This is a genomic window from Agromyces sp. NPDC056389 (genome assembly GCF_042262385.1).
GTDB lineage: Bacteria > Actinomycetota > Actinomycetes > Actinomycetales > Microbacteriaceae > Agromyces.
The window spans coordinates 276,253-299,104 of record NZ_JBHJPN010000001.1; the positions used below are offsets into that span (position 1 = coordinate 276,253).

Below are 22,852 nucleotides of genomic sequence, written 5' to 3' on the forward strand. Positions count from 1 at the left end.
AGGCCAGTGGTCACCACCTACTTCGAGCCGACGAGGCCGCGAGTGCTCGCGCACCGCGGCCTCGCCCGTGAAGCACCCGAGAACACCCTCCTCGCGTTCGCGAAGGCCGTGGCGATCGGTGCCGAGTACGTCGAGACCGACGTGCATCTCAGCGCCGACGGAGTGGCGGTCGTCGCGCACGACCCGACGCTCGCCCGTGTGGCCGACCGCGATGTCGAGGTCTCGAAGCTCACGATGGCCGAGCTCCGGCGCATCGACCTCGGGCACGGCCAGGGGTTCTGCTCGCTCGAAGAGGCGCTCGACGCGTTCCCCGAGACACGGTTCAACATCGACGTGAAGGTCGAGAGCTCGGTCGAGGCGACCGTCGCCTCGGTGACGAAGGCGCGCGCCGGTTCGCGCGTGCTGCTCACGAGCTTCTCCGAGGGCCGGCGCCGGCGGCTCGCCAGGCTCGTGCCCGATGCGGTCACCTCGGCCGGCGGCGCCGGTGTCATCCGCACCCGCCTCGCATCGCTCACGGGGTCGACGCGAGCCGTTGCCCGAGCGCTCCGCGGCGCGCGCGCCCTGCAGGTGCCCGAGCGCGTCGGCGTGCTGCCGCTCGTGACCGAGCGCTTCGTCGCTGCCGTGCATCGCGCGGGCGCCGAGGTGCACGTCTGGACCGTCAACGACCCCGCCGACATGACGCGGCTGCTCGACCTCGGCGTCGACGGCCTCGTGACCGACCGCGCCGACCTCGCTCTCCCCCTCATTGCCGCTCGAAACTGAGAATTCCCCGGTAAACCTCAGGGTCCGGAAAGGGAACGCCCAGCTTGATCGTTTAGACATAGAGACGAGCGAGAGGAGTACGCCATGGCGGACAGGAGCCTTCGAGGCATGCGCATCGGCGCACAGAGCCTGCAGAGTGAAGACGGCGTGGTGTTCGCAGACCGTGCGGAGTACGCCTATCGCTGCGAGACCTGCGGACGCGAGACCGTGATGACGTTCTCGACCGAGGCCGAACTGCCCGAGTCCTGGGAGTGCAAGCACTGCGGTGCATCCGCTGTGCTGCTCGTGGACTCGAAGCCGGTCGAGATCGACCGCTCGGGCGAGAAGGTCGCCCGCACCCACTGGGACATGCTGCTCGAGCGGCGCACGCGCGCCGAGCTCGAGGAGCTGCTCGAAGAGCGTCTCAGCTACCTGCGGGCTCGTCGCGGCCAGCAGAAGATCGGCGCCTAGGCCGCATCCGTTCCGACGGTGTCATCGCCGCGCCGGTCGCGAGACCGGCGGCGAGCGATGAATCCGGCGGCGATGAGTGCTGCCAGGGAGCCGATCACGATCACGTTCGGCACGCTCGAGCCGAGCATGACCGACGGCGTCAATCCGTCGCGCAGCTCGACGTCGGTGACCATCGCACCGGGCTCGTAGGCCGGCAGCGAATCGATCGTGCGACCTGACGGGTCGATCACCTGGCTGGTGCCGACGGTCGAGATGTTCACGACCGAGCGACCGGTCTCGATCGCCCGAAGGCGCGCGATCGCGAGCTGCTGCTCGTTCTCGTCGGTGCCGCGGAAGTCGGCGTTGTTCGTCTGGAACATGTAGAGCTGCGCGCCATCGCGCGCGCCCTCCCAGATGACGTCGTCGTAGATGACGTCGAAGCAGATCGCGAGCCCTGTGATCGCCTCGCCGAGGTCGAACACGGGCGCGTTGGTGCCGGGCGTGTACCCGCGCTGCACGAGTCCGATCAGGTCGGGCGCGAGCGCGTACCAGAAGTCCCGATCGGGGATGTACTCGCCGAACGGCACGGGGTGGCGCTTGTCGTAGAGGTCGACGGCCCCCTCCCCTGCGCGCCACAGCATGGACGTGTTGAAGTACTCGTCGTCGCGCATCGTCACCGTGTTGAGCACGAGCGGAGCATCGAGCTCTTCGCTCAGTCGATCGAAGACCCGAGCGACCGACTCGCTGCGCGTCGGGTCGATGTCGGAACCGCCTTCGGGCCAGAGCAGAACGTCGATGCCGGGCTCGTCGAGGATCGGTTCGGTCGCCGCGAGCTGCGCGGCGAGCACGTCGCCCGGGTCCCGCTCGTCGAAGTATCCCGAGGGGCCGTTGCCCTGCACGCTCGCGACCCGCAGCTCGCCCGCGGGCGTCGTCCGCCACGCGGGCACGAGCATCGAGACGGCGAGCAACGCCGTGACGGGCAGTACGGTGACCGGCCGGCGCCACCCCGCCAGCCGCACCCACTCGATGACGCCGGCGACGATCGCGACCATCACGAAGCTCAGACCGGTCGACCCCACCCACGAGACGACGTCGGCGAACGGGCTCTCCGACTGGCTGAGCGCCGCCCTGCCCCAGGGGAACCCGCCATAGGGAATGCTGCCGGTCGCCGCCTCGCGCACGCACCAGAGGCCGGCGACGAGCAGCGGCAACGCGACGAGCCTGATCCACCGCGAGCCGCTCACCTTCGGCAGCCAACGGTACGCGAGCGCGATCAGTACGCCGCCCGCCGCCACGAAGAGCGACTCGAGGATCGAGAGGGCGAGCCACGGCACCGGGCCGAGATAGAGCGAGGTCCACGAGACCTGCAGCAGGTAGAACGAGAGCCCGAAGACGAGGCCGACGAGCGCAGCGCCCCACGACGATCGCCCGATGAGGCTGATCAGTGCGAGCGCGATGCCGACGAACGCGAGCGGCCAGATGCTCGCGCCCGGGAAGCCGAGATCGTACGCGAACCCGCCGGCTGCGGCGGCCAGCACCGCACCCCAGAGCGGCAGGAGGGGGCGATAGGACTTCTCGGGCACCAGATCAGCCTAGGCGACCACGGGGGTCGCTCACGCGGGAGCGCCGTAGGCCACGACCCCGCGCCGCACGGCGTCGATCGCCGATCGCGCCGTCGCGCCGAGTTCGGCATCGGCGACGATCGAGACCTGGTCGAGCAGGTCGACCACCTGCTTCGAGAGCCGCACGAAGTCGCCGGCGGCGAGCTCGGTGTCGGCGAGCACCGTGCCGAGGCTCGTGCCGCGGGCCCAGGCGTGCATCGCCGATGCCAGCGCGGGTGACGGCACCTCGCTCCCGGGCAGCCGATGGTCGCGCTCGACGTCGTCGAGCACCGCCCAGGTGTCGGTCGTGCGTTCGAACGCCTCACGGAACCGGCCCCGCGGCAGTCGGTACTCGACGTTGCTGTCGTCACGACGCGGCTCGTAGACGAGGGACGCCGCCATCGCGGCGATGCCGGCCTCGTCGAGTCCGTCCCAGAGGCCGCGCCGCAGGCACTCCGCGACGAGCAGGTCGCGTTCGCCGTAGATGCGCTTCAGGATGCGCCCCGACGAGGTGGAGACGAGGGCGCCGGATGCGTCGCGGTCGAGGTACCCGAGGGACTCGAGCACCTCGGTGACGCGATCGAATCGCTTCGCGACCTGGCCGGTGCGGGTGCGGATCTGCCGGGACAGCTGTTCGTGCTCCGTCTTCAACCGCCACCAGCGTTCGGCCCAGCGTGCGTGCGACTCGCGTTCGGCGCAGCCGTGGCAGGGGTGCGCGCGCATCGCCTTGCGAGCGGACGTCAGCTCACGCTGCATCCGATCGCGCTGCGCATGCGTCGGGTTGCCCTTCGACGACTGCCGCTCGATCTCGCCGATGCGGCGGCGCAGCGCGGCGTACTCGCCGAAGTCGCCGAGGTGGCACCGCATCGCCTGTTCGAATCCGGCCATCGACTCCTCCTGCTTGCGCAGGGTGCGGGCGAGGTCGACGACCGCCCGGTCGGCCTGGAACTGCGCGAACGACAGCTCGAGGATCTGACGGGTGCGCTCGCGTCCGAACTGGTCGATGAGGTTGACGGCCATGTTGTAGGTGGGCCGGAAGCTCGAGTTCAGCGGGTAGCTGCGCCGGGAGGCGAGTGACGCCACGGCCTCGGGGTCGAGCCCGTCGACCCACTGGATGACCGAGTGGCCCTCGACGTCGATGCCGCGTCGGCCGGCGCGGCCGGTGAGCTGGGTGTACTCCCCCGGCGTGATCGGCACCCGCGCCTCGCCGTTGAACTTCTCGAGCTTCTCGAGCACCACGGAGCGCGCGGGCATGTTGACGCCGAGGGCGAGCGTCTCGGTCGCGAAGACGACCTTCAACAGCTTCAGCTGGAAGAGCTCCTCGACGATCTCCTTGAACGCCGGGAGCATGCCGGCGTGGTGCGCGGCGACGCCGCGCTCGAGTCCCTCGAGCCATTCCCAATAGCCGAGAACTGCGAGATCCTCATCGCGCAGCATCCGGGCGCGCGATTCGACGATCTGCCGGATCTCGGCGCGTTCGGCAGATTCGGTGAGTCGGATGCCGCTGCGCAGCACTTGCCGCACCGCCTGATCGCACCCGGCGCGCGAGAAGATGAACACGATCGCGGGCAGCAGGTTCTTGCCCTGCAGCATCGCGACGACCTCGGGGCGGTCGGCACGGCCGTTGCCGCTGCGCGCATCGCGGTGGTACCGGCCGCGGTCGCCGCCGCGTTGCCCACGGGTCGACCGGCCGGAGATCGAGCGGCCGCCGGCTCTGGCGAGCTGCTTGAGCTCGGGATTGACCCGGTTCGTCGACGCCTGCCCTGACGAGTCGAAGAGGTCGAGCATCTTCGACTTCACGATGACGTGCTGCTCGAGGGGCACCGGCCGCTCTTCGGAGACGATGACGTCGGTGTCGCCGCGCACCGCCTGCAGCCAGTCGCCGAACTCCTCGGCGTTCGAGACGGTGGCCGACAGCGAGACGAGTCGCACCTCCTCGGGGAGGTGGATGATGACCTCCTCCCACACGGCGCCGCGGAAGCGATCGGCGAGGTAGTGCACCTCGTCCATGACGACGTACGCGAGCCGGTCGAGCAGCGGCGAGTCGGCGTAGAGCATGTTGCGCAGCACCTCGGTCGTCATCACGACGATCCGTGCGCCCGAGTTGACGTTGGTGTCGCCGGTGAGGAGGCCCACGGACTCGGCACCCCAGGCGTCAACGAACTCCTGGTACTTCTGGTTCGAGAGCGCCTTGATCGGGGTCGTGTAGAAGACCTTCGCGCCCTGTTCCTGCATCGCGAGGAACACCGCGAACTCGGCGACCACCGTCTTGCCGGCACCCGTCGGGGCGGCGACGAGCACGCTGCGCCCCTCGTCGAGCGCGCCGCACGCGGCGAGCTGGAACGGGTCGAGGTCGAATCGCTGACCCGACACGAAATCGGCGAGACGCGGCTGGCGGCGTTGCTGGCGGGAGAGCGCGTAACGCTCGGCCGGCGAGAGGCTCATCACCACTCCAGCCTAGACAGGCTCCCCGAATTCGAGCGCGTTGCGGCGCGCGACACGACGATCGTGCATGTTCGCGATGAACCAGGCCAGGAAGTAGAGCAGGATTATCGGGATCGCGAGCATGAACATCGAGACGACGTCGGCCGACGGGGTCGCGATCGCGGTGAAGAGCACGATCACGAGGATCGCCACCCGCCACGACTTGATGATCGCGGCCGCACTGATCACTCCGGCGAAGTTCAGCAGCACGATGAACACCGGAACCACGAAGGCGATGCCGATCGCGACCACGAGCTTCAGCACGAAGTCGATGTACTCCTTGGCCGTCAGCAGCGTCTCGCCGCCCTCGGGCACGAAGCTCGTCATGAGCTTCACGATGTTCGGCAGCACGAACCATCCGGCGGCGCAGCCCGCGAAGAACAGCGGAATCGCGCTCGCGAAGAACGCGAGCGTGAAACGGCGTTCCTTCTTGTTCAGACCCGGTACGAGGAACGCGAAGATCTGGTACAGCCAGACGGGGCTCGAGATCACGATGCCCATCGTGAACGCGATCTGGAGCATCAGGTCGAACGAGCTCGAGATCGTCTGGAAGATGATCGCGGTGTCGTCGCCGCGAGCCTCGGCCACACGAGCCACCGGCTCCTGGAGCGCGTCCCAGATGAACGCGTCGGTCAGCCACCACCCGAGGGCGGTGCCGACGACGATTGCGATCGCCGAGATGAAGAGGCGTTTGCGGAGCTCGATCAGATGCTGACCGAGCGACATCCGCTTTTCGCGGTCCTTCTCGCCGCGATCTTTCACCGCGGTCACCGTGGTCAGGAGTTCTTGCCGGAATCCGGGCCGTCGGCCTTGGGCGTCTCTTCGCCGCTCGCGTCGGGATCGGTCTTGTCGGAGCGGACCTCGCTCTTCAGGATCTTCATCGACTGGCCGAGGCTACGGGCGAGCGCGGGAAGCTTGGGAGCTCCGAAGAGCAACAGGATGACCACGAGGATGATCAGCGCGTGCCAACCAGTGAAGCCTTGCCACATGGGGGTTCGTCCGTTTCGTCGGTGAGGGTGACGACAGTCTACCTGTCGTCGATGTCAGGCTCGTGCCGCCCGACATCGGAAGGATCTGGTTCAGCGTAGCCTGCGAGGCCCGCCGCCGCCCATTCCGCGACGACGGCGCGCGCCTCCGCGGGTGCGACGACGGTCACCAGACCCGGCAGTCCGGCGACGAGGCGCTTCAGCCCGTGCACGTGCGCGAGGCGCAGCGTCACCCGCAGTCGCCCGTCGACCTGCTCGGTGCGCGAGTCGGCGAGGTAGTCGGCGAGCAGCGGCAGCGTCTCGGGCGCGACGTCGACGACCACGTCGAGATCGGAGTCGGAGCCCTGGAAGAGCGTGTCGGGCACCGTGCGGTCGGAGTGGTCCTCGATCGGGGCATCGGAGACGAGCAGCTCGCTCATGCGGTCGACCCGGAAGTTGCGCACGTCTTCACGCGTGTGACAGTAGGCCTGCAGGTACCAGTCGGCGTCCTGCGACAGGATGCGGAGGGGGTCGACACGGCGGCGGCCCGCGACCCCGAGCGCGTTGCGGTAGTCGAACTCGAGCTGGCGACCGCCGGTGACCGCCTCGCGAATACGGGCCAGCGAGGCATCCGCAACGGATTCGGCGACGGCGAGTCGACTGGGCGCAGCGGATGCCCCGGCCGTGAGCTTGGCCATGAGCGACGCGAGTGATGCCCTGCCGGCGTTCTCGGGCGAGGCCGACAGGTACTGCAGCCCGGCGATGAGCGCCGCCGCCTCACGCGCCGAGAGTCGCGGCGCATCGTCGATGGCGACGTGGTGCACGATGACGATCACGTCTTCTTCTTCGAAGGAGTCCCAGTCGATGTCGAAGAGGTCGTTCGGCTGATAGGTGCCGGTCTCGCCGGGCAGCCCCGAGGTCGCGATGAGTCGCACGGCGTGCCGGATCTCGTCTTCGGAGAGTCCGAAGTGCGTCGCGGCCTCGGCCACGTCGACCACTCGCTGCTCGAGCAGGTACGGCACGAACGAGAGCAGGAAGACGAGCTTGTCGGGCGCCTTCAAGGGCTTCGACCGCTTGGCCATCACTTCCCCTCCTCTGCCTGGCGGGCTCCGGAAGCGGCATCTCGATGCGCAGCGGCGACGGAACGCAGCCGGTCGCGAACCGCGTCGCGCAGTGATGCCGGCGACAGCACTCGGACCTCCGGACCGTATGCGGCGAGCTCGTCGGCGAACACCGCGGCATCCGTGTAGTGCAGGCGGATGACCCCGGCGTCTTCGTCGCCCTCGATCGCCCGCTTGCCGAGTCGCACCTCGGCGTCGCTGCCTCCGGTGATCGCGAGATCGGCCACGTTGCTCTGGTGCAGTGCCTGAAGCTCGGCGATGATGCGGTCCTGCACGCCGAGCGGCGGTGCCTCGAAGCTCGACCCGGGCACGGGCACGACCTCGCCGATGATGCGGGAGAGCAGGAAGGTGCGCGAATCCGCTGCATCGTGGTCGTAGGCGTGCAGGTGCCAGCGACCGTCGTGCAGCACCACCGCGAGCGGATCGACCGTGCGCCGGCGCGGCTCGGGCTCACCCGGCTTGAAGTAGCGGAATCGAACGGACTGGCGACGGTCGAGCGCCTGTCGCAGCGGCTCGAACGCCGTGTCGCGCACGCGCAGGCGCGGGGCGTACCCGATCACCGGTTCGCGCGGCTCGATGCCGAGCGAGCGGAGCTTCGTGAGTGCGCGCTGCGAGTCGGCCGAGAGCGACGCCTCGCGCCAGACCTCGGCGGCGAGGCCGAGCAGCGCGAGTTCGTCGGGCGTGAACCGCACGTCGGTCGGCAGGTCGTACTGCCCCTTCGGGATGCGATAGCGCAGTGCCTGGTTGTCGCCAGGGCGGTCAGGAGACTCGACCGTCTCGAGCGGGATGCCGAGCTCGCGGATGTCGTCTTTGTCGCGCTCGAACTGACGCTCGAGATTCGCATTCTGACCGGCCGAATCGAATCGCTCGGCGTAGCCGCGCACCGTCGAGAGGATTTCGGACTTCAGGAGCCCCGTCTCGGTCGCGAGCAAGGCCAGCACGAGGCTGAACAGGCGATCCTCGACCGGGATCTTCGACTCGCCCTTGGTCACTCCGCCGCTTGCCACAGGTGCGATCTTACTGAACCGCGGTGACGGCGAGGGCCGCCTCGACGGGCTCAGATCACGCCCAGGATGTCGATCACGTAGAACAGGGTGGCACCCGGAGGGACCGTGGCGTTCCCCTGGTCGCCGAAGCCGGCACTCGGCGGCACGACGACTGCGACCTGCGAGCCGACCTTCTGTCCGATGACCGCTTCCGAGAAGCCCGCGGGCATCTGGCCGCCTTCACCGTCGGTGACGGTCACGATGGTCGGGGATCCCTTCGGCCAGGTGGAGTCTTCCAGCATGTCGCTCTCCGCCCAAGTCACGCCCGTGTAGTGCACGACGACTGTGTCGCCAGATTCGACGACCTGGCCAGATCCCTCTTTCAGGACCTCGACCTCGGTGGTCTCGAACGGATCGGCATTCGGCACCGTGATGCCGGGGCGGCCGTCGGGTGCGAGCACGACGGCCGGGAAACCGTCACGGCTGAGGCGTACCGCGCCGTCGGCGCGGGCGGGGAAGGCACGCTGCACATCGAAGACGGCTACGAGACTGTCGCCCCCCTCGGTGCCGCTGGGGTTGTCGGCGGGCTTGATAGCCTCCTCGGACGGCGCAACCACGACAACTCGCGATCCCTCGCGGGCGCAACTCAGTCCCTTGGTGAACGCGATCAAAGTGTTGCCGCCGATCGGAAGCGACGCTGGATCATCGTCATAGCCGATGGACTGCACCAATTCACCGGTTGTGCCATTGAAGATCGAGGCGCCGAGCAGTACGACCTGACCCTCTTGAAGGCGCTCGCCGTCTCCGGCGATGATCTCGGTGCACTGCGTCTCTTCGGGGGCCAGCGGCGTTGGGAACCGCACCTTGGGCTTCTCACCGAAGTCGCCCGTCACCGTGACCGCGTTCGAGGAATCACCGGACCCGGCCTCGGGGGCGGGCGCCGAAGCGCACCCCGACAGGGTCAGGGCGATGATGCCGGCCGTGGCGATGAGCGCGAATGACGAGCGCACTGATCCTCGATTCTTGGGTGATCGGTGAGGGGCGATGAAAGCCTACCCGCCCTGACCGGCGGGGTTCGTCTCGGGCGATTCGAGGTCGGATGCCTCGGCGACATCGGACGCATCGGCAACGGCGGACTCGTCGCCCGCACGCGAGCGGGTGGCCGCGGCATCCGCCTGCCTGACGCGCTTGCGCAGGCTCTTGTCGCTCACGTTGCGCTCGCCGAGCGCGCCGGGGGTCCAGGCCTCGACGTCTTCGTCGCTGAACTCCGTCTTCGACGGGCGACGCTTCAGCTCGGGCAGGATCGTGTCGGGCGCGAGGCGTCGGGCCGTGATGAGGAAGCCGGTGTGCGCGATCATGCGGTGGTCGGGACGCACCGCGAGACCCTGCACATGCCAGCCGCGCACCATCGTCTCGGAGGACTGCGGCTCGGTGTACTCCCCCGTGGCGCGGATCGCCTCGGCGACGCGCGAGAGCTGGGTCGCGGTGGCGATGTAGCAGAGCAGCACGCCGCCGGGCTTCAGTGCGGCGGAGACCGATTCGAGGCACTCCCACGGCGCGAGCATGTCGAGCACGACGCGGTCGACGGATGCCTCGTCGACCGTCTCGGGCAGCACCTCGGCCAGGTCGCCCAGCGTGATCGACCAGTTCTCGGGGTCGGCGCCGTGGAAGGTGGCGACGTTGGAGCGCGCCACACTCGCGAAGTCGTCGCGTCGCTCGAAGGAGTAGAGGTGGCCGGCCGAGCCGATCGCGCGGAGGAGCCAGAGCGAGAGCGCGCCGGAACCGACACCGGCCTCGACCACGCGGGCACCCGGGAAGATGTCGGCCTGCGCGAGGATCTGCGCGGCGTCCTTGGGGTAGACGATCGCGGCACCACGCGGCATCGACATGACGAAGTCGGTGAGCAGCGGACGCAGCGCGAGGTACTCGACGCCCGCCTGGTTGGCGACGACCGATCCGTCGGGACGGCCGATCAGGTCGTCGTGCGCGAGCAGGCCCTTGTGCGAGTGGAAGTGCGCGCCCGGCTGGAGCGTGATCGTGTGGAGCCGCCCCTTCGGACCGGTCAGCTGCACGCGGTCGCCGACCCGGAACGGACCGCTCTGCTCGCCTCTGCTCTCGATCATGCCGTGACCTCGCGAGTCGTCAGGAGCGCCGCGACGTCGTCGACGGTCGTGCCGTCGAGCGTCGGCCAGAGCGCGGCGGCGGGAAGACCGTCGAGCGGGATGAAGTTCGGTACGGCGACGGCGATGGCGCCCGACGCGTGCGCCGAGGCGAGCCCCGTGGGCGAGTCCTCGATGGCGATGCAGTCGGCGATGTCGACGCCGAGCTCGGCCGCGGCGGTCAGGTAGGGCTCGGGGTGCGGCTTGGCGTTGTCGACGCTGTCGCCCGAGACGATGACGTCGAACGCCTCGAACGGGATGGCGGCGACGATGTCGTCGGCCATCGAGCGGATCGACATGGTCACGAGGGCGGTGGGCACGGATGCCTCGCGCAGCGACTGCAGCAGTTCGCGCGCGCCCGGCCGCCACGGAACGCCGTGGGCCTCGAGCTGTTCGCGCACGCGCTCGGTCAGCCGGCTGACGATCGTGTCGGCGTCGAGCTCGACGCCCTTCTCCTGGAAGAACGTCGCCGCCTCCCAGAGGCCGCTGCCGACGAGCTCGAGGGCGTCGTCGTGGCTCCACGGAAGGCTGAAGGACTCCATCAGCTCCGTCTCGGCGGCCATCCAGTACTGCTCGGTGTCGACAAGGGTGCCGTCCATGTCCCAGAGGACTGCGGCGGGGAGGCGAGTGGTCACAACCGTCAAGTCTACGGGGCACGGCCTATTGTGGAGGTGAACCCGGAGATCCGGGGCGGGAAGCGGGGCACCAGGAGTGAATCAGCCGGCCGGTTTCGAGGGCGGAAGGCTGCTCGTCGTCGCATTCGAAGGATGGAACGACGCCGGAGAGGCGGCGACCGGGGCGGCCAAGCTGCTCGTCGAGCGCCTCGGCCTCGTCGAGATCGCCGCGGTCGACCCCGAGCTCTACTTCGACTACCAGTTCACGCGGCCCACGATCGTGCTCGGCGACGACGGCGCGCGACGCCTCGAATGGCCGGGCGCGGCGATCATGGGCCCCGGCGGCCTGCCGGCATCCGACGATGACGACGACCGGGTGACCGGGCCCGGCGCCGAAGCGCTGCACGTGCTGCTCGGTGCGGAGCCCGCCCGCAGCTGGAAGGGATTCGCCGCCGAGCTCGTCGACGCCGCCCTGGCCGCCGATATCGAGGGCATCGTGCTGCTCGGCGCGATGCTCGCCGATGCGCCGCACACGAGACCGCTCTCGGTCTTCGCCTCGAGCGAGAACCCCGAGGTGCGGTCGGCGCTCGGCGTCGAGCGCTCGACGTACGAGGGCCCCGTCGGGATCCTCAGCGTCATCGCCGACCAGGCCGAACGCGTCGGCATCCCGACCGTCTCGCTCTGGGCCTCGGTGCCGCACTACGTGCACAACGCCCCGTCGCCGAAGGCGGTGCTCGCCCTCCTCGGCAAGGTCGAGGAGCTCACCGGGCTCTCCATCCCCCGCGGCAGCCTCGAGGTCGACGCGAAGGCCTGGGAGGCGGGCGTCGACGCCCTCGCCGCCGATGACGACGAGATGGCGGGCTACATCACCCAGCTCGAGCAGGCGCGCGACGCGGTCGATGCGCCCGAGGCGAGCGGCGAGGCCATCGCGCAGGAGTTCGAGCGCTACCTCCGCCGTCGCGGCGAAGAGCCCGGTGGCCGCGCCGACGGCCGCGGCGACGGGCCGCGCTGACCGCACGAACGTCGCTGATCGCACGCACCGCAGCGGGTCGCTGCCGCCACGCGGCATCCGCTCGTTGGCGCCGATCGATCAGGCGCTGAGCACTCCCGTGCCGAGGAGCACGAAGATCGTCGTGCCGAGCAGCACCCGGTAGATCACGAACGGCAGGAAGCTGCGCTTCGAGATGTAGCTCATGAAGAACGCGATCACGAGCAGCGCGACGACGAAGGCGACGAGCGTCGCCGCCGCCGTCTCGATCGGGCTGTACACGCTGGGCTCGTCGAGGCTCTTCACGAGCTGGAAGAACCCGCTGCCGAAGACGGCCGGAATCGCGAGCAGGAAGGCGTAGCGCGCTGCCGCCGCCCGCTCGTAGCCGAGGAAGAGCCCCATCGTGATCGTGCCGCCCGAGCGGGAGACGCCCGGGATCAGCGCGAGCGACTGCGCGAGGCCGAAGAAGATGCCGTGCGGCACCGTGAGGTCCTCGAGCTTTCGGCGCTTGGCACCCGCCCAGTCGGCGAGGCCGAGGATCAGGCCGAAGACGATGAGCATCGTCGCGACGATCCAGAGCGAGCGCAGGCTCGTCTCGATCTGGTCTTGGAACACGAGACCGAGCACGACGATCGGCACGGAGCCGATGATGATGAGCCAGCCCATGCGCGCGTCGGGATCGTTGCGGGGCACCCGCCCGGTGAACGACCCGAACCAGTGCGAGACGATGCGCACGATGTCGCGCCAGAAGAACACCACGACCGCGGCCTCGGTGCCGAGCTGCGTGATCGCGGTGAACGCGGCGCCGGGGTCTTGAGCGCCGGGCAGGAACTCCCCCAGGATGCGCAGATGAGCGCTCGAGGAGATCGGCAAGAACTCGGTGAGGCCCTGGACGAGGCCGAGGATGAGCGCTTCGATCACGTGGTGCATCCGCCTTCCGCCTCCGCGGAAGCAGGAGGACTGAGTTCGGTCAGTAGTCGAGGAGGAGGTCGCGCAGGACCTGCCTACCGAAGACTAATGCGTCGAGCGGCACCCGCTCGTCCACACCGTGGAACATCGCCGGGAAGTCCAAGCCTTCTGGCAGCTTCAGTGGAGCGAAGCCGTACCCTGCGATGCCGAGCCGGCTGAGCGCCTTGTTGTCGGTGCCGCCCGAGAGCAGGTACGGGAAGACGGGGGCGCCGGGATCGTGCACCCCGAGCGTGTGCTTGACGGCGTCGACGAGGGCGCCGGATGTCGCGGCCTCGAGCCCGACGTCGCGGTGCACGATCTCGACCTCGACCTCGTCGCCGACGAGCGCACGCACCTCGGCGAGCACCGCCTCCTCCTCGCCGGGCAGGGTGCGGATGTCGACGAGCGCTTCGGCGCGATCGGGGATGACGTTGTGCTTGTAGCCGGCAGTGAGGAGCGTCGGGTTCGTCGTCGTGCGGAGGGTCGCCGTGATGAACCCCGACGCAGAGCCCGTGGCGAGTGCGAGCTCGTCGGGCGAAACCTGCTCGGGGTCGACGCCGAGCACGCCCGCGATCTCGCCGAGCAGCTCGCGGGTGGTGTCGGTGAGTCGCACCGGCCACTCGGTGCGGCCGAGCGTCGCGATCGCCTCTGCGAGCTTCGTGATGGCGTTGTCGCGGATGAGCCGCGAACCATGGGCGGCGGTGCCCTTCGCGACGAGACGCACCCAGAGCAGTGACTTCTCGCCGGTCTGCAGCAGGTAGGCGCGGCGGCCGCCGACCGAGATCGAGTACCCGCCGACCTCGCTGATCGCCTCGGTGGCGCCGTCGAAGAGCTCGGGGTGGTGGTCGACGAGCCAGCCGGAGCCCGCGCCTCCCCCGGCCTCCTCGTCGGCGAAGAAGGCGAAGACGAGGTCGCGGGCGGGCTGCGAACCCGAGCCGATGATGTCGCCGAGGGCGGTCAGCATCATCGCGTCCATGTCCTTCATGTCGACCGCTCCGCGGCCCCACAGCATGCCGTCGCGCACCTCGCCCGCGAAGGGGTCGACGCTCCAGTTGCGGGCGTCGGCGGGCACGACGTCGAGGTGCCCGTGCACGACGAGGGCCGGCTTCGACGAGTCACGGCCGGGCACGCGTGCCACGACGCTCGTGCGGCGCGGTTCGGGTTCGAAGAGCTGCGGCGCGAGCCCGAGCGCGGCCAGGCGCGCCTCGACGTACTCGGCGGCCTCGCGCTCGCCGTTGGCCCGGCCCTCGCCGTAGTTCGAGGTGTCGAAGCGGATCAGGTCGCGTGCGACGATCGCCGTCTCGTCGAGTTCTGCGTCGGAAGGAGTGCCAGTGGGAGACGGGGCCATGCCCTTCACGGTAGCCGGGGCATCCGTGGTTGGCCACCGTGGTCGAAGGCACCTCTGAAACCGTGCTAATGTCTTCTCTCGGGCCACCGAGTGATCGGAACGGCCTGACACGAGCGCGGGTGGCGGAAATGGCAGACGCGCTAGCTTGAGGTGCTAGTGCCCTAACGGGCGTGGGGGTTCAAGTCCCCCCTCGCGCACGCTTGTGTCGAGAAGGCCGGATCAGTTTTCTGATCCGGCCTTTTCGCATTTCTCGGCCATGTTTCCGGAACCGGTGGAATTTTCTTTTCACGTTTTCCTGCTCTCATCGGATGTCTGCCGCCAGGTCGTCCGACGTTCTGGACGGTCGGCACTGCCGACTTGCCGTATTCGAACATGTGTTCGAAACTGTGATGGTGACCATGACCGCTCCCCTCGCCCCGGCAGAGGTGCCGTCGCGCGTCGAGGAGCTGCAGGCGCGCATCAGGGGCATGCAGGCGACGCGGCTCGATTCGAAGACGGTGCCCACGCATCCGGCCTTCGAACAGGTGCTGCCCGGCGGCAGCCTTCGCGAAGGCACGGTCGTCTCGGTCGAGGGGTCGACGACCCTGCTCATGGCGCTGCTCGCCGGCCCCTCGGCGAGCGGCCGCTGGGTCGCGGTCGCGGGCATGCCCGAGTTCGGCGTCGAGGCGGCCTCGCGGTTCGGCATCGACCTCGAGCGGCTCGCGCTCGTGCCCGACCCCGGGCGGCAGTGGCTCGCCGTGGTCGCGGCGCTCGCCGACGTCATCCCCGTGGTCGCCGTTCGGCCGGTCGGCCGGGTCTCCTCCGCCGAGGCGTCGCGGTTGACGGCCAGGCTCCGGCAGCGCGGCACCGTGCTGCTCGTCGCCGGCCAGTGGCCGGGCAGCGACGCGAGCCTCGGCGTCGAGACGAGCCGGTGGCACGGGCTCGAGCTCGGGCACGGGCATCTCAGCGACCGCGACGTCGTCGTCTCGGCCGGCGGTCGCGGTGAGTTCGGGCGTCGTGGCCGTTCCCGGCTTCAGCTGCCGGGCCGCTCCCTCGAGTTCCGGGTCGCTGCCGCCGAGCAGGCTCCTCAGGGCGCACCGGTGCCGCTGGGCGAGCCGGTTCGCCTCGACGAATACGTTCGGCGGGCCGTCTGATGCCGGTCGACCTCGTGCATTCCGACCCCACCCGCACGATCGTGCTCTGGTGCCCCGACTGGCCCGTGTTCGCCGCCTGCCGTGAGTCGGGGCTCGATCCCGATGCACCCGTCGCCCTCACCGAGGGCGGGCAGATCTTCGCCTGCTCGGCCGCAGCGCGTCGAGACGGCGTGGTGCGGGGCCTGAAGCTCCGCGAGGCGCAGTACCGCTCCCCCGGGCTCACCCTCCTCGACTACGACGCCTCGCTCGACGTGCGCGTCTTCGAGCCGATCGTTCGGCGGGTCGAAGAGACGGTGCCCGGGGTGCAGCTCATCCGCCCCGGCACGCTCGCCATGCGGGCCCGCGGCCCCGCGCGCTACTACGGCAGTGAAATGGCCGCGGCGCGGGCACTGCTCGACACGGTCGCCGCACTCGACGTGGCAAGCGCACGGGTGGGAGTCGCCGACGGGCCGTTCGCGGCCGAGCAGGCGGCACGGGCAGCGGGTGCCACGGGAGCCGCAGGCGAGCCGCCCGTGGGCATCGTCCCGCCCGGGGCATCCGCTGCCTTCATCGCGCCGCTGCCGGTGCGTCTCGTCGTCGACGCCCGCATCGGCACACTGCTGAACCGCCTCGGGGTGCGCACCCTCGGCGAGTTCGCCGCCCTGCCCGCGGCCGACGTGCGTCGCAGGTTCGGCGCTGCCGGAGCCTTCGCGCACGATCGTGCCGCCGGGCGTGAGCAGGCCCGGGTGCTCGCACGCACCCCGCCGCCCGAGTTCGAGGTCGCGCAGGAGTTCGAGCCGCCGCTCGACCGCATCGACCAGCTCGCCTTCGCCTTCCGGCTGCAAGCCGACGAGTTCATCGACCGCATGCGGGCGAAACGACTCGTGTGCACCGGCATCCGCGTCGAGATCGACGACGAGGCCGGCGGGCACTCCAGCCGCAGCTGGCTGCACCCGCGCTGGTTCACCCCCGCCGACGTCGTCGACCGTGTGCGCTGGCAGCTGCAGGGCGCCGGCACCGCCGACAGCGCGCTCACCCGCCCGATCGTGCGCCTTCGCGTCGTGCCCGAGCGCATCGACTCGACCGGCAACCACGAAGAGGGGCTCTGGGGCGGCGGGCCCGACGAGCGCGTGCACCACGGGCTCACCCGCGTGCAGAGCATGCTCGGCCATGACGCGGTCGTCACGGCGGCGATCGGCGGCGGTCGCATGCTCGCCGACCGGCAGGTGCTCGTTCCCTGGGGCGACCGGGCACCCGAACACGGCAGCGCGGGTGCGCCGTGGCCCGGCAGCCTGCCCGCGCTCGCCCCGGCGAGCGTGTTCCGTGAACGGCTGCCGATCGGGCTGCTCGACGGCGGGGGCGCCGTCGTCGGGATCGACGCCCGCGGAGTGATCTCGGCCAAGCCCGAGCGATTCGCGCTCGCCGGCGCCGAACCCGCACCCGTGCGGGCCTGGGCCGGCCCCTGGCCCGTCGTCGAACGCTGGTGGGACGCCGAGCACGCGCGGCGCGTGCACCGCTTCCAGATCGTCGACGACGACGGCTGCGCCTGGCTCCTCGTGCGAGATGACGAGGGCTGGTGGGCCGAGGCGAGGTACGACTGAGCCCGACGACGATCTGGAGTGAACGGGTGGAAAGGGGGCGGTGACCGATGGGGTGGAACAATCCGGGTATTCCGTGGTCGGAGCTCGAGCGCAAGCTCTCCGACGAGCGCCGACCCGGCGCGCCCGGCGCGCCGAAGACCATCGGCGACGGCGGCGACTCGCCGGCGTGGAGCCGCAAACGCCATCCGTATCGCCCCTCGGAGGGACTCGCAGCCCCGACCGGGCCGGTCGTGCCCTACGCAGAGCTGCACGCGCACTCGAACTTCAGCTTCCTCGACGGTGCGTCCTCGCCAGAGCAGCTCGTCGAGGAGGCGCAGCGCCTCGGGCTCAGCGGGCTCGCCATGACCGACCACGACGGCTTCTACGGCATCGTGCACTTCGCCGAGGCCGCCGAGAGCTTTCCCGAGTTGCAGACGGTCTTCGGCGCCGAGCTCTCGCTCGGGCTGCAGGGGCCGCAGAACGGCTTCGCCGACCCCGAGGGCGAGCACCTGCTCGTGCTCGCACGACGTGAGGCCGGTTACCACCGACTCGCAGGTGCGATCACCGACGCCCAGCTCGCGGGCGGCGAGAAGGGGCGACCGGTGTACTCGCTCGAAGAGCTCGCCGAGCGGGCGGGCGGTGAGTGGGTCGTGCCGACCGGATGCCGCAAGGGCGCCGTGCGCCGCGCGCTCGCCGAGGGCGGGGCGCCTGCGGCCGCGCGCGAGCTCGATCGCCTCACCGCGCTCTTCGGGCGCGACAACGTCGTCGTCGAGCTCTTCGACCACGGGCATCCCTTCGACCAGGAGGCGAACGACGCCCTCGCCGGCCTCGCCGAGCGGGCGGGCCTTCCGCTCCTCGCGACGAACGCCGTGCACTACGCGACGCCGCCCGAGCATCGCCTCGCGGCCGCCCTCGCCGCGGTGCGAGCCCGCCGCAGCCTCGACGAGCTCGACGGGTGGCTGCCCGCCTCCGATCAACTGCACCTGCGCAGCGGCGCCGAGATGGCCGCCCGGTTCGCCCGCTACCCCGGCGCCGTCGCGCGCTCGGTGACACTCGCAGACGACCTCGCCTTCACCCTGCGCAGCGCCCGCCCGAAGCTGCCGAAGCAAGAGGTGCCGGCGGGGCACACGCCCATGAGCTGGCTGCGGGTGCTCGTCTGGCGCGGCGCCGAAGAGCTCTACCCCGGCGTGCCGCAGCACGTGCGCGAGCGACTCGAACGAGAGCTCGACGTCATCGAGCTGAAGGACTTCTCGGGCTACTTCCTCATCGTGCACGACATCGTGGCCGAGGCTCGTCGCCGCGGCATCCTCTGCCAGGGTCGCGGCTCGGCTGCCAACTCGGCGGTCTGCTATGCGCTGCGCATCACCGCGGTCGACTCGATCGGATACCGACTGCCCTTCGAGCGGTTCCTCTCCGCGCTCCGCGACGAGGAGCCCGACATCGACGTCGACTTCGACTCCGACCGTCGCGAGGAGATCATCCAGTACGTCTACGCGAAGTACGGCCGGCAGAACGCGGCGCAGGTGGCGAACGTGATCAGCTACCGGCCGAAGGCCGCGGTGCGCGACATGGCGAAGGCGCTCGGGTACTCCACGGGCCAGCAGGATGCGTGGTCGCGGCAGGTCGAGCGCTGGGGCGCCGTGGTCGAGACCGACGACCACGACATCCCCGACGCGGTCGTCGACCTCGCCGGGCAGGTGCTCACCTTCCCGCGCCATCTCGGCATCCACTCGGGCGGCATGGTGCTCACCGACCGTCCCGTCGGCGAGGTCGTGCCGATCGAGCACGCCCGCAAAGAGAATCGCACCGTGGTGCAGTGGGACAAGGACGACTGCGCGTGGATGGGCCTCGTGAAGTTCGACCTGCTCGGCCTCGGCATGCTCGCGGCGCTGCAGTACACCTTCGACCTCATTCGGGAGTCGACGGGCGAGGTGTGGGAGCTCGCGAGCCTGCCGAAGGAAGAGGGGGCGGTCTACGACATGCTCTGCCGCGCCGACTCGATCGGCGTGTTCCAGGTCGAGAGCCGAGCGCAGATGGGCACGCTCCCCCGCCTGAAGCCCCGATGCTTCTACGATCTCGTCGTCGAGATCGCGCTCATCCGCCCGGGTCCGGTGCAGGGCGGCGCGGTGCATCCGTACATCAGGCGGCGCACCGGCGAAGAGGCCGTCAGCTACCTGCACCCGAAGCTCGAGCCCGTGCTCGAGCGCACGCTCGGCGTGCCGCTCTTCCAGGAACAGCTCATGCAGATGGCGGTCGCGGTCGGCAACTGCAGCGCCGCCGACGCCGACCTGCTGCGGCGGGCCATGGGTTCCAAGCGCGGCGTCGAGAAGATCGAGCGGCTGAAGGCGAAGCTCTACGCCGGCATGGCCCAGAACGGCATCGAGGGCGAGGTCGCCGACTCGATCTACGAGAAGATCGAGGCCTTCGCGAACTTCGGCTTCGCCGAGAGCCACGCCCTGAGCTTCGGGCTGCTCGTGTACGCGAGCTCGTGGCTGAAGCTGCACTACCCGGCGGCGTTCCTCGCGGCGCTGCTCCGCGCCCAGCCCATGGGCTTCTACTCGCCCCAGACGCTCACCGCCGACGCACGCCGCCACGGGGTGGAGGTGCTGCGCCCCGACATCCTGCGCTCGGGGGTGCACGCGGGGCTCGAGGCCGCAGACGGTGCGGTCGCGGGCCCCGATGACGGATGCCGCGCGCCCACTGGTCTCGACGCGTGCGCCGAGCCCGTGCAGGCTCCGGTCGGAGGCTTCGATCGCCGCACGCCCGACCGCGGGGCGGAGCACCGCCGCGACGGCGCGTTCGCGGTGAGACTCGGCCTCGCCGACGTCTCCTCGATCGGCCAGACCGTCGCCGAACGGCTCGTCGCCGAACGCGAGGCCCGCGGACCATACCGGGACATGGCCGACGTGTCGCGGCGAGGAGCGCTCGATGCTGCGCAGCTCGAGGCGCTCGCCGCGGCGGGCGCGTTCGACGGCTTCGGGCTCGAGCGGCGCGAGGCGCTCTGGATGGCGGGCGAAGCCGCCCTCGACCGCGAGGAGTACCTTGCTGGCTCCGTGGTCGTCGTGCAGCCGCCGCTGCTGCCGATGCTGAGCCCGGCCGAGCAGGTCGTCTACGACCTCTGGGCGACGGGCATCTCGCCCGACGATCACCCGATCCGGCACGTGCGCGAGCGGCTCGACGAGCGCGGGGTGGTGCGCATCGACCTGCTGCAGCAGGCGGAGTCGGGCCGGCGCATCGAGGTGGGCGGGGTCGTCACGCACCGGCAGCGACCTGCGACGGCGAGCGGCATCACCTTCCTCAACCTCGAAGACGAGTCGGGCACGCTGAACGTCATCGCGGGCGTCGGTGTGTGGAACCGCTACCGCCGCATCGCCCGCGAGGCGCCGGCGATGATCGTGCGCGGCATGCTCGAGCGCTCGCAGGAGGGCGTCACCAATCTCGTCGCCGATCGATTCGAGCCCCTCACCGTGTCGGCACCGCACCGATCACGCGACTTCCGCTGATCCCGTCGACACGGGCCCCGGCAGGAATACCCTGAGGTCGTGGACAGACGCGATCCACGAGATTCGACGCGAGGCAGCGGCAGATGACCCGCCGGCCGGCACGGAAGCGACTGTTCTCCCGCGCATTCATCGCGTTGGGGATCGCGGAGCTCTGCTACTTCACGGCCGCAGGCATCGCGATCTTCGCGCTTCCGCTCTACGTCACCGGCCCGATCGGCGGCGACGAGGCATGGGCGGGGTTGGCATTCGGCGCTTTCGCTCTGACGGCGCTCATCTTGCGGCCGCTCGCCGGCCGGCTCGCGGACGTCCTCGGGCGACTCCCGCTGCTCGTGGGCGGCGCGCTGATCGCTGCGATGAGCCTCGGGCTGATCGCCCTGGCCGACGACCTGGTCACGGTCATCGCCCTGCGACTCCTCGCGGGTGTCGCAGAGGCGGCATTCTTCGTGGCGGGGTTCGCCGCACTCGCCGACCTCGCGCCCGAGGAACGCCTCGGCGAGGCGCTGTCGTACAACTCGCTCGGACTCTACCTCGGCATCGCGCTCGGACCGCCGCTCGGGCAGGCACTCGTCTCGTTCGGCGGCTACCCGTTCGCGTGGGCGGGCGGCGCAGCGCTCGCCGGGCTCGCGGCCGGGCTCTCGCTGCTCGTGGGCGAGACCAGGGAGGGCGCTGCGCCCGCAGAATCCGACCGTCGGCTGATCCATCGTCCCGCCCTGCCGATCGCGCTCGGCTTCCTCGCCTCGCTCGTCGCGATGGGCGGCTTCCTGGCCTTCGCCTCCCTCCACGCCGTGCAGGTGGGTCTCGAGAACCCGAGTCTCGCGTTGTTCAGCTACGGCGGCGTCGTGGTGGTGTGCCGCATCGCCTTCGCACGGGTCCCTGATCGGCTGCCACCGCTCGCACTCGGTGCGGCGGCGCTCGTCACGATCGGTCTCGGTCTCGTCCTCGTGGCCTCGTGGCCGTCGCCGACAGGACTCATCGCGGGCGCGGGAGTCGTGGCGGTCGGGGTCGCGTTCAGTACTCCGGCGTTCTTCGCGGCGATCTTCGCGACGGCGTCGCCAACGCAGCGCGGCGTGGCATCCGGTACCGCGAGTGCGGCGATCGACCTGGGACTCGGGATCGGACCGATCGCGCTAGGGCTCGTCGCCGACGCGGTCGGAATCCCGTGGGCGTTCGGCGTCGGAGCGGTCGTCGCCGTCGCCGGGGCGTTCTGGACGCTCGCCCTCCGGCGTCGCGGAGCCGAGTCGGTTCGAGTGGAATCATCCTGACGTCGTCGCCGATTCGCTCGACGGGCCGAAGCCCGGTTCGCAGCGACGCCGTGTGTCGACGCCGAGCTCCCCCCGCGGCATCCGCTAGCCTCGACCGGTGCCTGCAACGCCCCCTGGATCCCTCTCCGCCGACCCCCACGACCGGTACGGCGGCGACGTGCTCGCCGGCGACTGGAAAGCGCGCGGGCGAAAGGTGATCCCGACGGTCGAGGCCGAACGCGACCTCGTCGTCGAGCTCGCCGAGAACGGGTTCTGCGGCGCCGTGATCGGCATCGAGAAGAACATCGTCGTGCTCGAGGACCGCTTCGGCGCCAAGCGCATGTTCCCGCTCGGTCACGGCTTCCTCGTCGACGGCGAGGCGGTGCAGCTGGTCGCCCCGAAGCCGAAGGCACCGGCAGGGCGACTGCGCACGGCATCGGGTTCGTTCGCCGTGGAGTCCGCGCCCGCCCGCGTCGCCCTGCCCAGCCGCATCTTCGTCGAGGGGCGCCACGACGCCGAGCTCGTCGAGAAGGTCTGGGGCTCCGACCTCCGCATCGAGGGCGTCGTCGTCGAGTACCTCGAGGGTGTCGACGTGCTGGCCGACGTGCTCGCCGAGTTCCGCCCAGGGCCGGGGCGCAAGGCCGGCGTGCTCGTCGACCACCTCGTGCCCGGCTCGAAGGAGCAGCGCATCGCGGATGCCGTCATGCACGGCCCGCACGGGGCGAACGTGCTCGTCGTCGGACATCCGTTCATCGACATCTGGCAGGGCGTGAAGCCGGCTCGCCTCGGCAAGGAGGCGTGGCCCGTCATTCCGCGGGGCATCGAGTGGAAGCACGGCGTCTGCGACGCGTTCGGCTGGCCGCACGACGAGCAGGCCGACATCGCGCGGGCCTGGCAGCACATCCTCGGCCGGGTGCGCGGCTACGGCGACCTCGAACCGGCGCTGCTCGGCCGGGTCGAGGAGCTCATCGACTTCGTGACCGCACCCGCCGGCTGACGACGGCGGCCGGT

At 70.3% G+C, this 22,852-nt stretch carries 19 protein-coding genes and 1 tRNA gene; 9 read left to right on the top strand and 11 right to left on the bottom strand.

Annotated elements, in window-relative coordinates; translation table 11 throughout:
* The first annotated feature begins 6 nt into the window (after window positions 1-6).
* On the top strand, window positions 7-762 hold the full coding sequence (locus ACFCVM_RS01370) for a glycerophosphodiester phosphodiesterase (RefSeq protein ID WP_375832943.1): 756 nt from the start codon (window positions 7-9) through the stop codon (window positions 760-762).
* A gap of 84 nt (window positions 763-846) precedes the next feature.
* Complete coding sequence (locus ACFCVM_RS01375) at window positions 847-1,212, top strand: RNA polymerase-binding protein RbpA (RefSeq protein WP_022892121.1); 366 nt, start codon at window positions 847-849, stop codon at window positions 1,210-1,212.
* Here ACFCVM_RS01375 and lnt read toward each other — a convergent pair.
* The 9 genes from lnt to ACFCVM_RS01420 all read right to left on the bottom strand — a co-directional run bounded on the left by lnt (window position 1,209) and on the right by ACFCVM_RS01420 (window position 11,142).
* On the bottom strand, window positions 1,209-2,774 hold the full coding sequence (lnt, locus tag ACFCVM_RS01380; RefSeq protein WP_375832946.1) for an apolipoprotein N-acyltransferase: 1,566 nt from the start codon (window positions 2,772-2,774) through the stop codon (window positions 1,209-1,211). The two genes, ACFCVM_RS01375 and lnt, sit on opposite strands and share 4 nt — an antisense overlap.
* A 30-nt stretch (window positions 2,775-2,804) precedes the next feature.
* Window positions 2,805-5,237, bottom strand: coding sequence for a DEAD/DEAH box helicase (locus tag ACFCVM_RS01385; RefSeq protein WP_375832948.1), 2,433 nt, complete (start codon window positions 5,235-5,237; stop codon window positions 2,805-2,807).
* Window positions 5,238-5,249: 12 nt separating this feature from the next.
* Window positions 5,250-6,047 carry a twin-arginine translocase subunit TatC gene (gene tatC, locus ACFCVM_RS01390; protein ID WP_375832950.1) on the bottom strand — a complete coding sequence of 266 codons (798 nt, stop codon included), beginning with the start codon at window positions 6,045-6,047 and terminating at the stop codon, window positions 5,250-5,252.
* A 5-nt stretch (window positions 6,048-6,052) separates the two neighbouring features.
* On the bottom strand, window positions 6,053-6,265 hold the full coding sequence (gene tatA, locus ACFCVM_RS01395) for a twin-arginine translocase TatA/TatE family subunit (RefSeq protein ID WP_375832952.1): 213 nt from the start codon (window positions 6,263-6,265) through the stop codon (window positions 6,053-6,055).
* A 38-nt stretch (window positions 6,266-6,303) separates the two neighbouring features.
* Window positions 6,304-7,323, bottom strand: coding sequence for a helix-turn-helix transcriptional regulator (locus ACFCVM_RS01400; RefSeq protein ID WP_375832954.1), 1,020 nt, complete (start codon window positions 7,321-7,323; stop codon window positions 6,304-6,306).
* Complete coding sequence (locus ACFCVM_RS01405; protein ID WP_375832956.1) at window positions 7,323-8,369, bottom strand: helix-turn-helix transcriptional regulator; 1,047 nt, start codon at window positions 8,367-8,369, stop codon at window positions 7,323-7,325. The genes ACFCVM_RS01400 and ACFCVM_RS01405 overlap by 1 nt, the downstream gene beginning before the upstream one ends.
* A 50-nt stretch (window positions 8,370-8,419) precedes the next feature.
* Window positions 8,420-9,241, bottom strand: a complete 822-nt coding sequence (locus tag ACFCVM_RS01410; RefSeq protein ID WP_375832958.1) for an FKBP-type peptidyl-prolyl cis-trans isomerase — start codon at window positions 9,239-9,241, stop codon at window positions 8,420-8,422.
* A 159-nt stretch (window positions 9,242-9,400) separates the two neighbouring features.
* A complete protein-coding gene (locus ACFCVM_RS01415) occupies window positions 9,401-10,471 on the bottom strand; it encodes a tRNA (adenine-N1)-methyltransferase (protein WP_375832960.1) in 1,071 nt (356 codons plus the stop codon).
* Window positions 10,468-11,142, bottom strand: a complete 675-nt coding sequence (locus ACFCVM_RS01420) for an HAD family hydrolase (RefSeq protein ID WP_375832962.1) — start codon at window positions 11,140-11,142, stop codon at window positions 10,468-10,470. Before ACFCVM_RS01420 ends, ACFCVM_RS01415 begins: the two co-directional genes overlap by 4 nt.
* A gap of 76 nt (window positions 11,143-11,218) precedes the next feature.
* Here ACFCVM_RS01420 and ACFCVM_RS01425 point away from each other — a divergent pair, with 76 nt between their 5' ends.
* A complete protein-coding gene (locus ACFCVM_RS01425) occupies window positions 11,219-12,133 on the top strand; it encodes a PAC2 family protein (protein WP_375832964.1) in 915 nt (304 codons plus the stop codon).
* A gap of 78 nt (window positions 12,134-12,211) precedes the next feature.
* On the opposite strand, the gene ACFCVM_RS01430 is transcribed toward ACFCVM_RS01425, so the two are convergent.
* Together ACFCVM_RS01430 and ACFCVM_RS01435 are read right to left on the bottom strand one after the other, a co-directional pair.
* Window positions 12,212-13,039: an undecaprenyl-diphosphate phosphatase gene (locus ACFCVM_RS01430; protein WP_375832966.1), complete on the bottom strand. Its 828-nt coding sequence runs from the start codon at window positions 13,037-13,039 to the stop codon at window positions 12,212-12,214.
* 40 nt (window positions 13,040-13,079) lie between these two features.
* On the bottom strand, window positions 13,080-14,405 hold the full coding sequence (locus ACFCVM_RS01435; RefSeq protein ID WP_375832968.1) for a M20/M25/M40 family metallo-hydrolase: 1,326 nt from the start codon (window positions 14,403-14,405) through the stop codon (window positions 13,080-13,082).
* A gap of 113 nt (window positions 14,406-14,518) precedes the next feature.
* Between ACFCVM_RS01435 and ACFCVM_RS01440 the strand changes: the two genes are divergently transcribed.
* The 6 genes from ACFCVM_RS01440 (at window position 14,519) to ACFCVM_RS01465 (ending at window position 22,838) form a co-directional block, all read left to right on the top strand.
* Window positions 14,519-14,602 (top strand) — tRNA-Leu (locus ACFCVM_RS01440).
* A 201-nt stretch (window positions 14,603-14,803) separates the two neighbouring features.
* Window positions 14,804-15,538: a hypothetical protein gene (locus tag ACFCVM_RS01445; RefSeq protein WP_375832970.1), complete on the top strand. Its 735-nt coding sequence runs from the start codon at window positions 14,804-14,806 to the stop codon at window positions 15,536-15,538.
* Window positions 15,538-17,118, top strand: a complete 1,581-nt coding sequence (locus ACFCVM_RS01450) for a DNA polymerase Y family protein (RefSeq protein ID WP_375832972.1) — start codon at window positions 15,538-15,540, stop codon at window positions 17,116-17,118. The genes ACFCVM_RS01445 and ACFCVM_RS01450 overlap by 1 nt, the downstream gene beginning before the upstream one ends.
* A 47-nt stretch (window positions 17,119-17,165) precedes the next feature.
* Window positions 17,166-20,600 carry an error-prone DNA polymerase gene (locus ACFCVM_RS01455; RefSeq protein ID WP_375832974.1) on the top strand — a complete coding sequence of 1,145 codons (3,435 nt, stop codon included), beginning with the start codon at window positions 17,166-17,168 and terminating at the stop codon, window positions 20,598-20,600.
* Between the two features lie 83 nt (window positions 20,601-20,683).
* Window positions 20,684-21,862: an MFS transporter gene (locus ACFCVM_RS01460; protein WP_375832976.1), complete on the top strand. Its 1,179-nt coding sequence runs from the start codon at window positions 20,684-20,686 to the stop codon at window positions 21,860-21,862.
* Window positions 21,863-21,959: 97 nt separating this feature from the next.
* Window positions 21,960-22,838: a DUF3097 domain-containing protein gene (locus ACFCVM_RS01465; protein WP_375832978.1), complete on the top strand. Its 879-nt coding sequence runs from the start codon at window positions 21,960-21,962 to the stop codon at window positions 22,836-22,838.
* Window positions 22,839-22,852 lie beyond the last annotated feature (14 nt).

Coding starts and splice junctions, on each gene's coding strand:
- ACFCVM_RS01375 (WP_022892121.1), top strand. CDS start 847: ATGGCGGACAGGAGCCTTCGAGGCATGCGCATCGGCGCACAGAGCCTG.
- ACFCVM_RS01455 (WP_375832974.1), top strand. CDS start 17,166: ATGGGGTGGAACAATCCGGGTATTCCGTGGTCGGAGCTCGAGCGCAAG.
- tatA (WP_375832952.1), bottom strand. CDS start 6,265: ATGTGGCAAGGCTTCACTGGTTGGCACGCGCTGATCATCCTCGTGGTC.
- ACFCVM_RS01430 (WP_375832966.1), bottom strand. CDS start 13,039: ATGCACCACGTGATCGAAGCGCTCATCCTCGGCCTCGTCCAGGGCCTC.
- ACFCVM_RS01400 (WP_375832954.1), bottom strand. CDS start 7,323: ATGGCCAAGCGGTCGAAGCCCTTGAAGGCGCCCGACAAGCTCGTCTTC.
- ACFCVM_RS01450 (WP_375832972.1), top strand. CDS start 15,538: ATGCCGGTCGACCTCGTGCATTCCGACCCCACCCGCACGATCGTGCTC.
- ACFCVM_RS01445 (WP_375832970.1), top strand. CDS start 14,804: ATGACCGCTCCCCTCGCCCCGGCAGAGGTGCCGTCGCGCGTCGAGGAG.
- ACFCVM_RS01385 (WP_375832948.1), bottom strand. CDS start 5,237: ATGAGCCTCTCGCCGGCCGAGCGTTACGCGCTCTCCCGCCAGCAACGC.
- ACFCVM_RS01435 (WP_375832968.1), bottom strand. CDS start 14,405: ATGGCCCCGTCTCCCACTGGCACTCCTTCCGACGCAGAACTCGACGAG.
- ACFCVM_RS01460 (WP_375832976.1), top strand. CDS start 20,684: ATGACCCGCCGGCCGGCACGGAAGCGACTGTTCTCCCGCGCATTCATC.
- ACFCVM_RS01415 (WP_375832960.1), bottom strand. CDS start 10,471: ATGATCGAGAGCAGAGGCGAGCAGAGCGGTCCGTTCCGGGTCGGCGAC.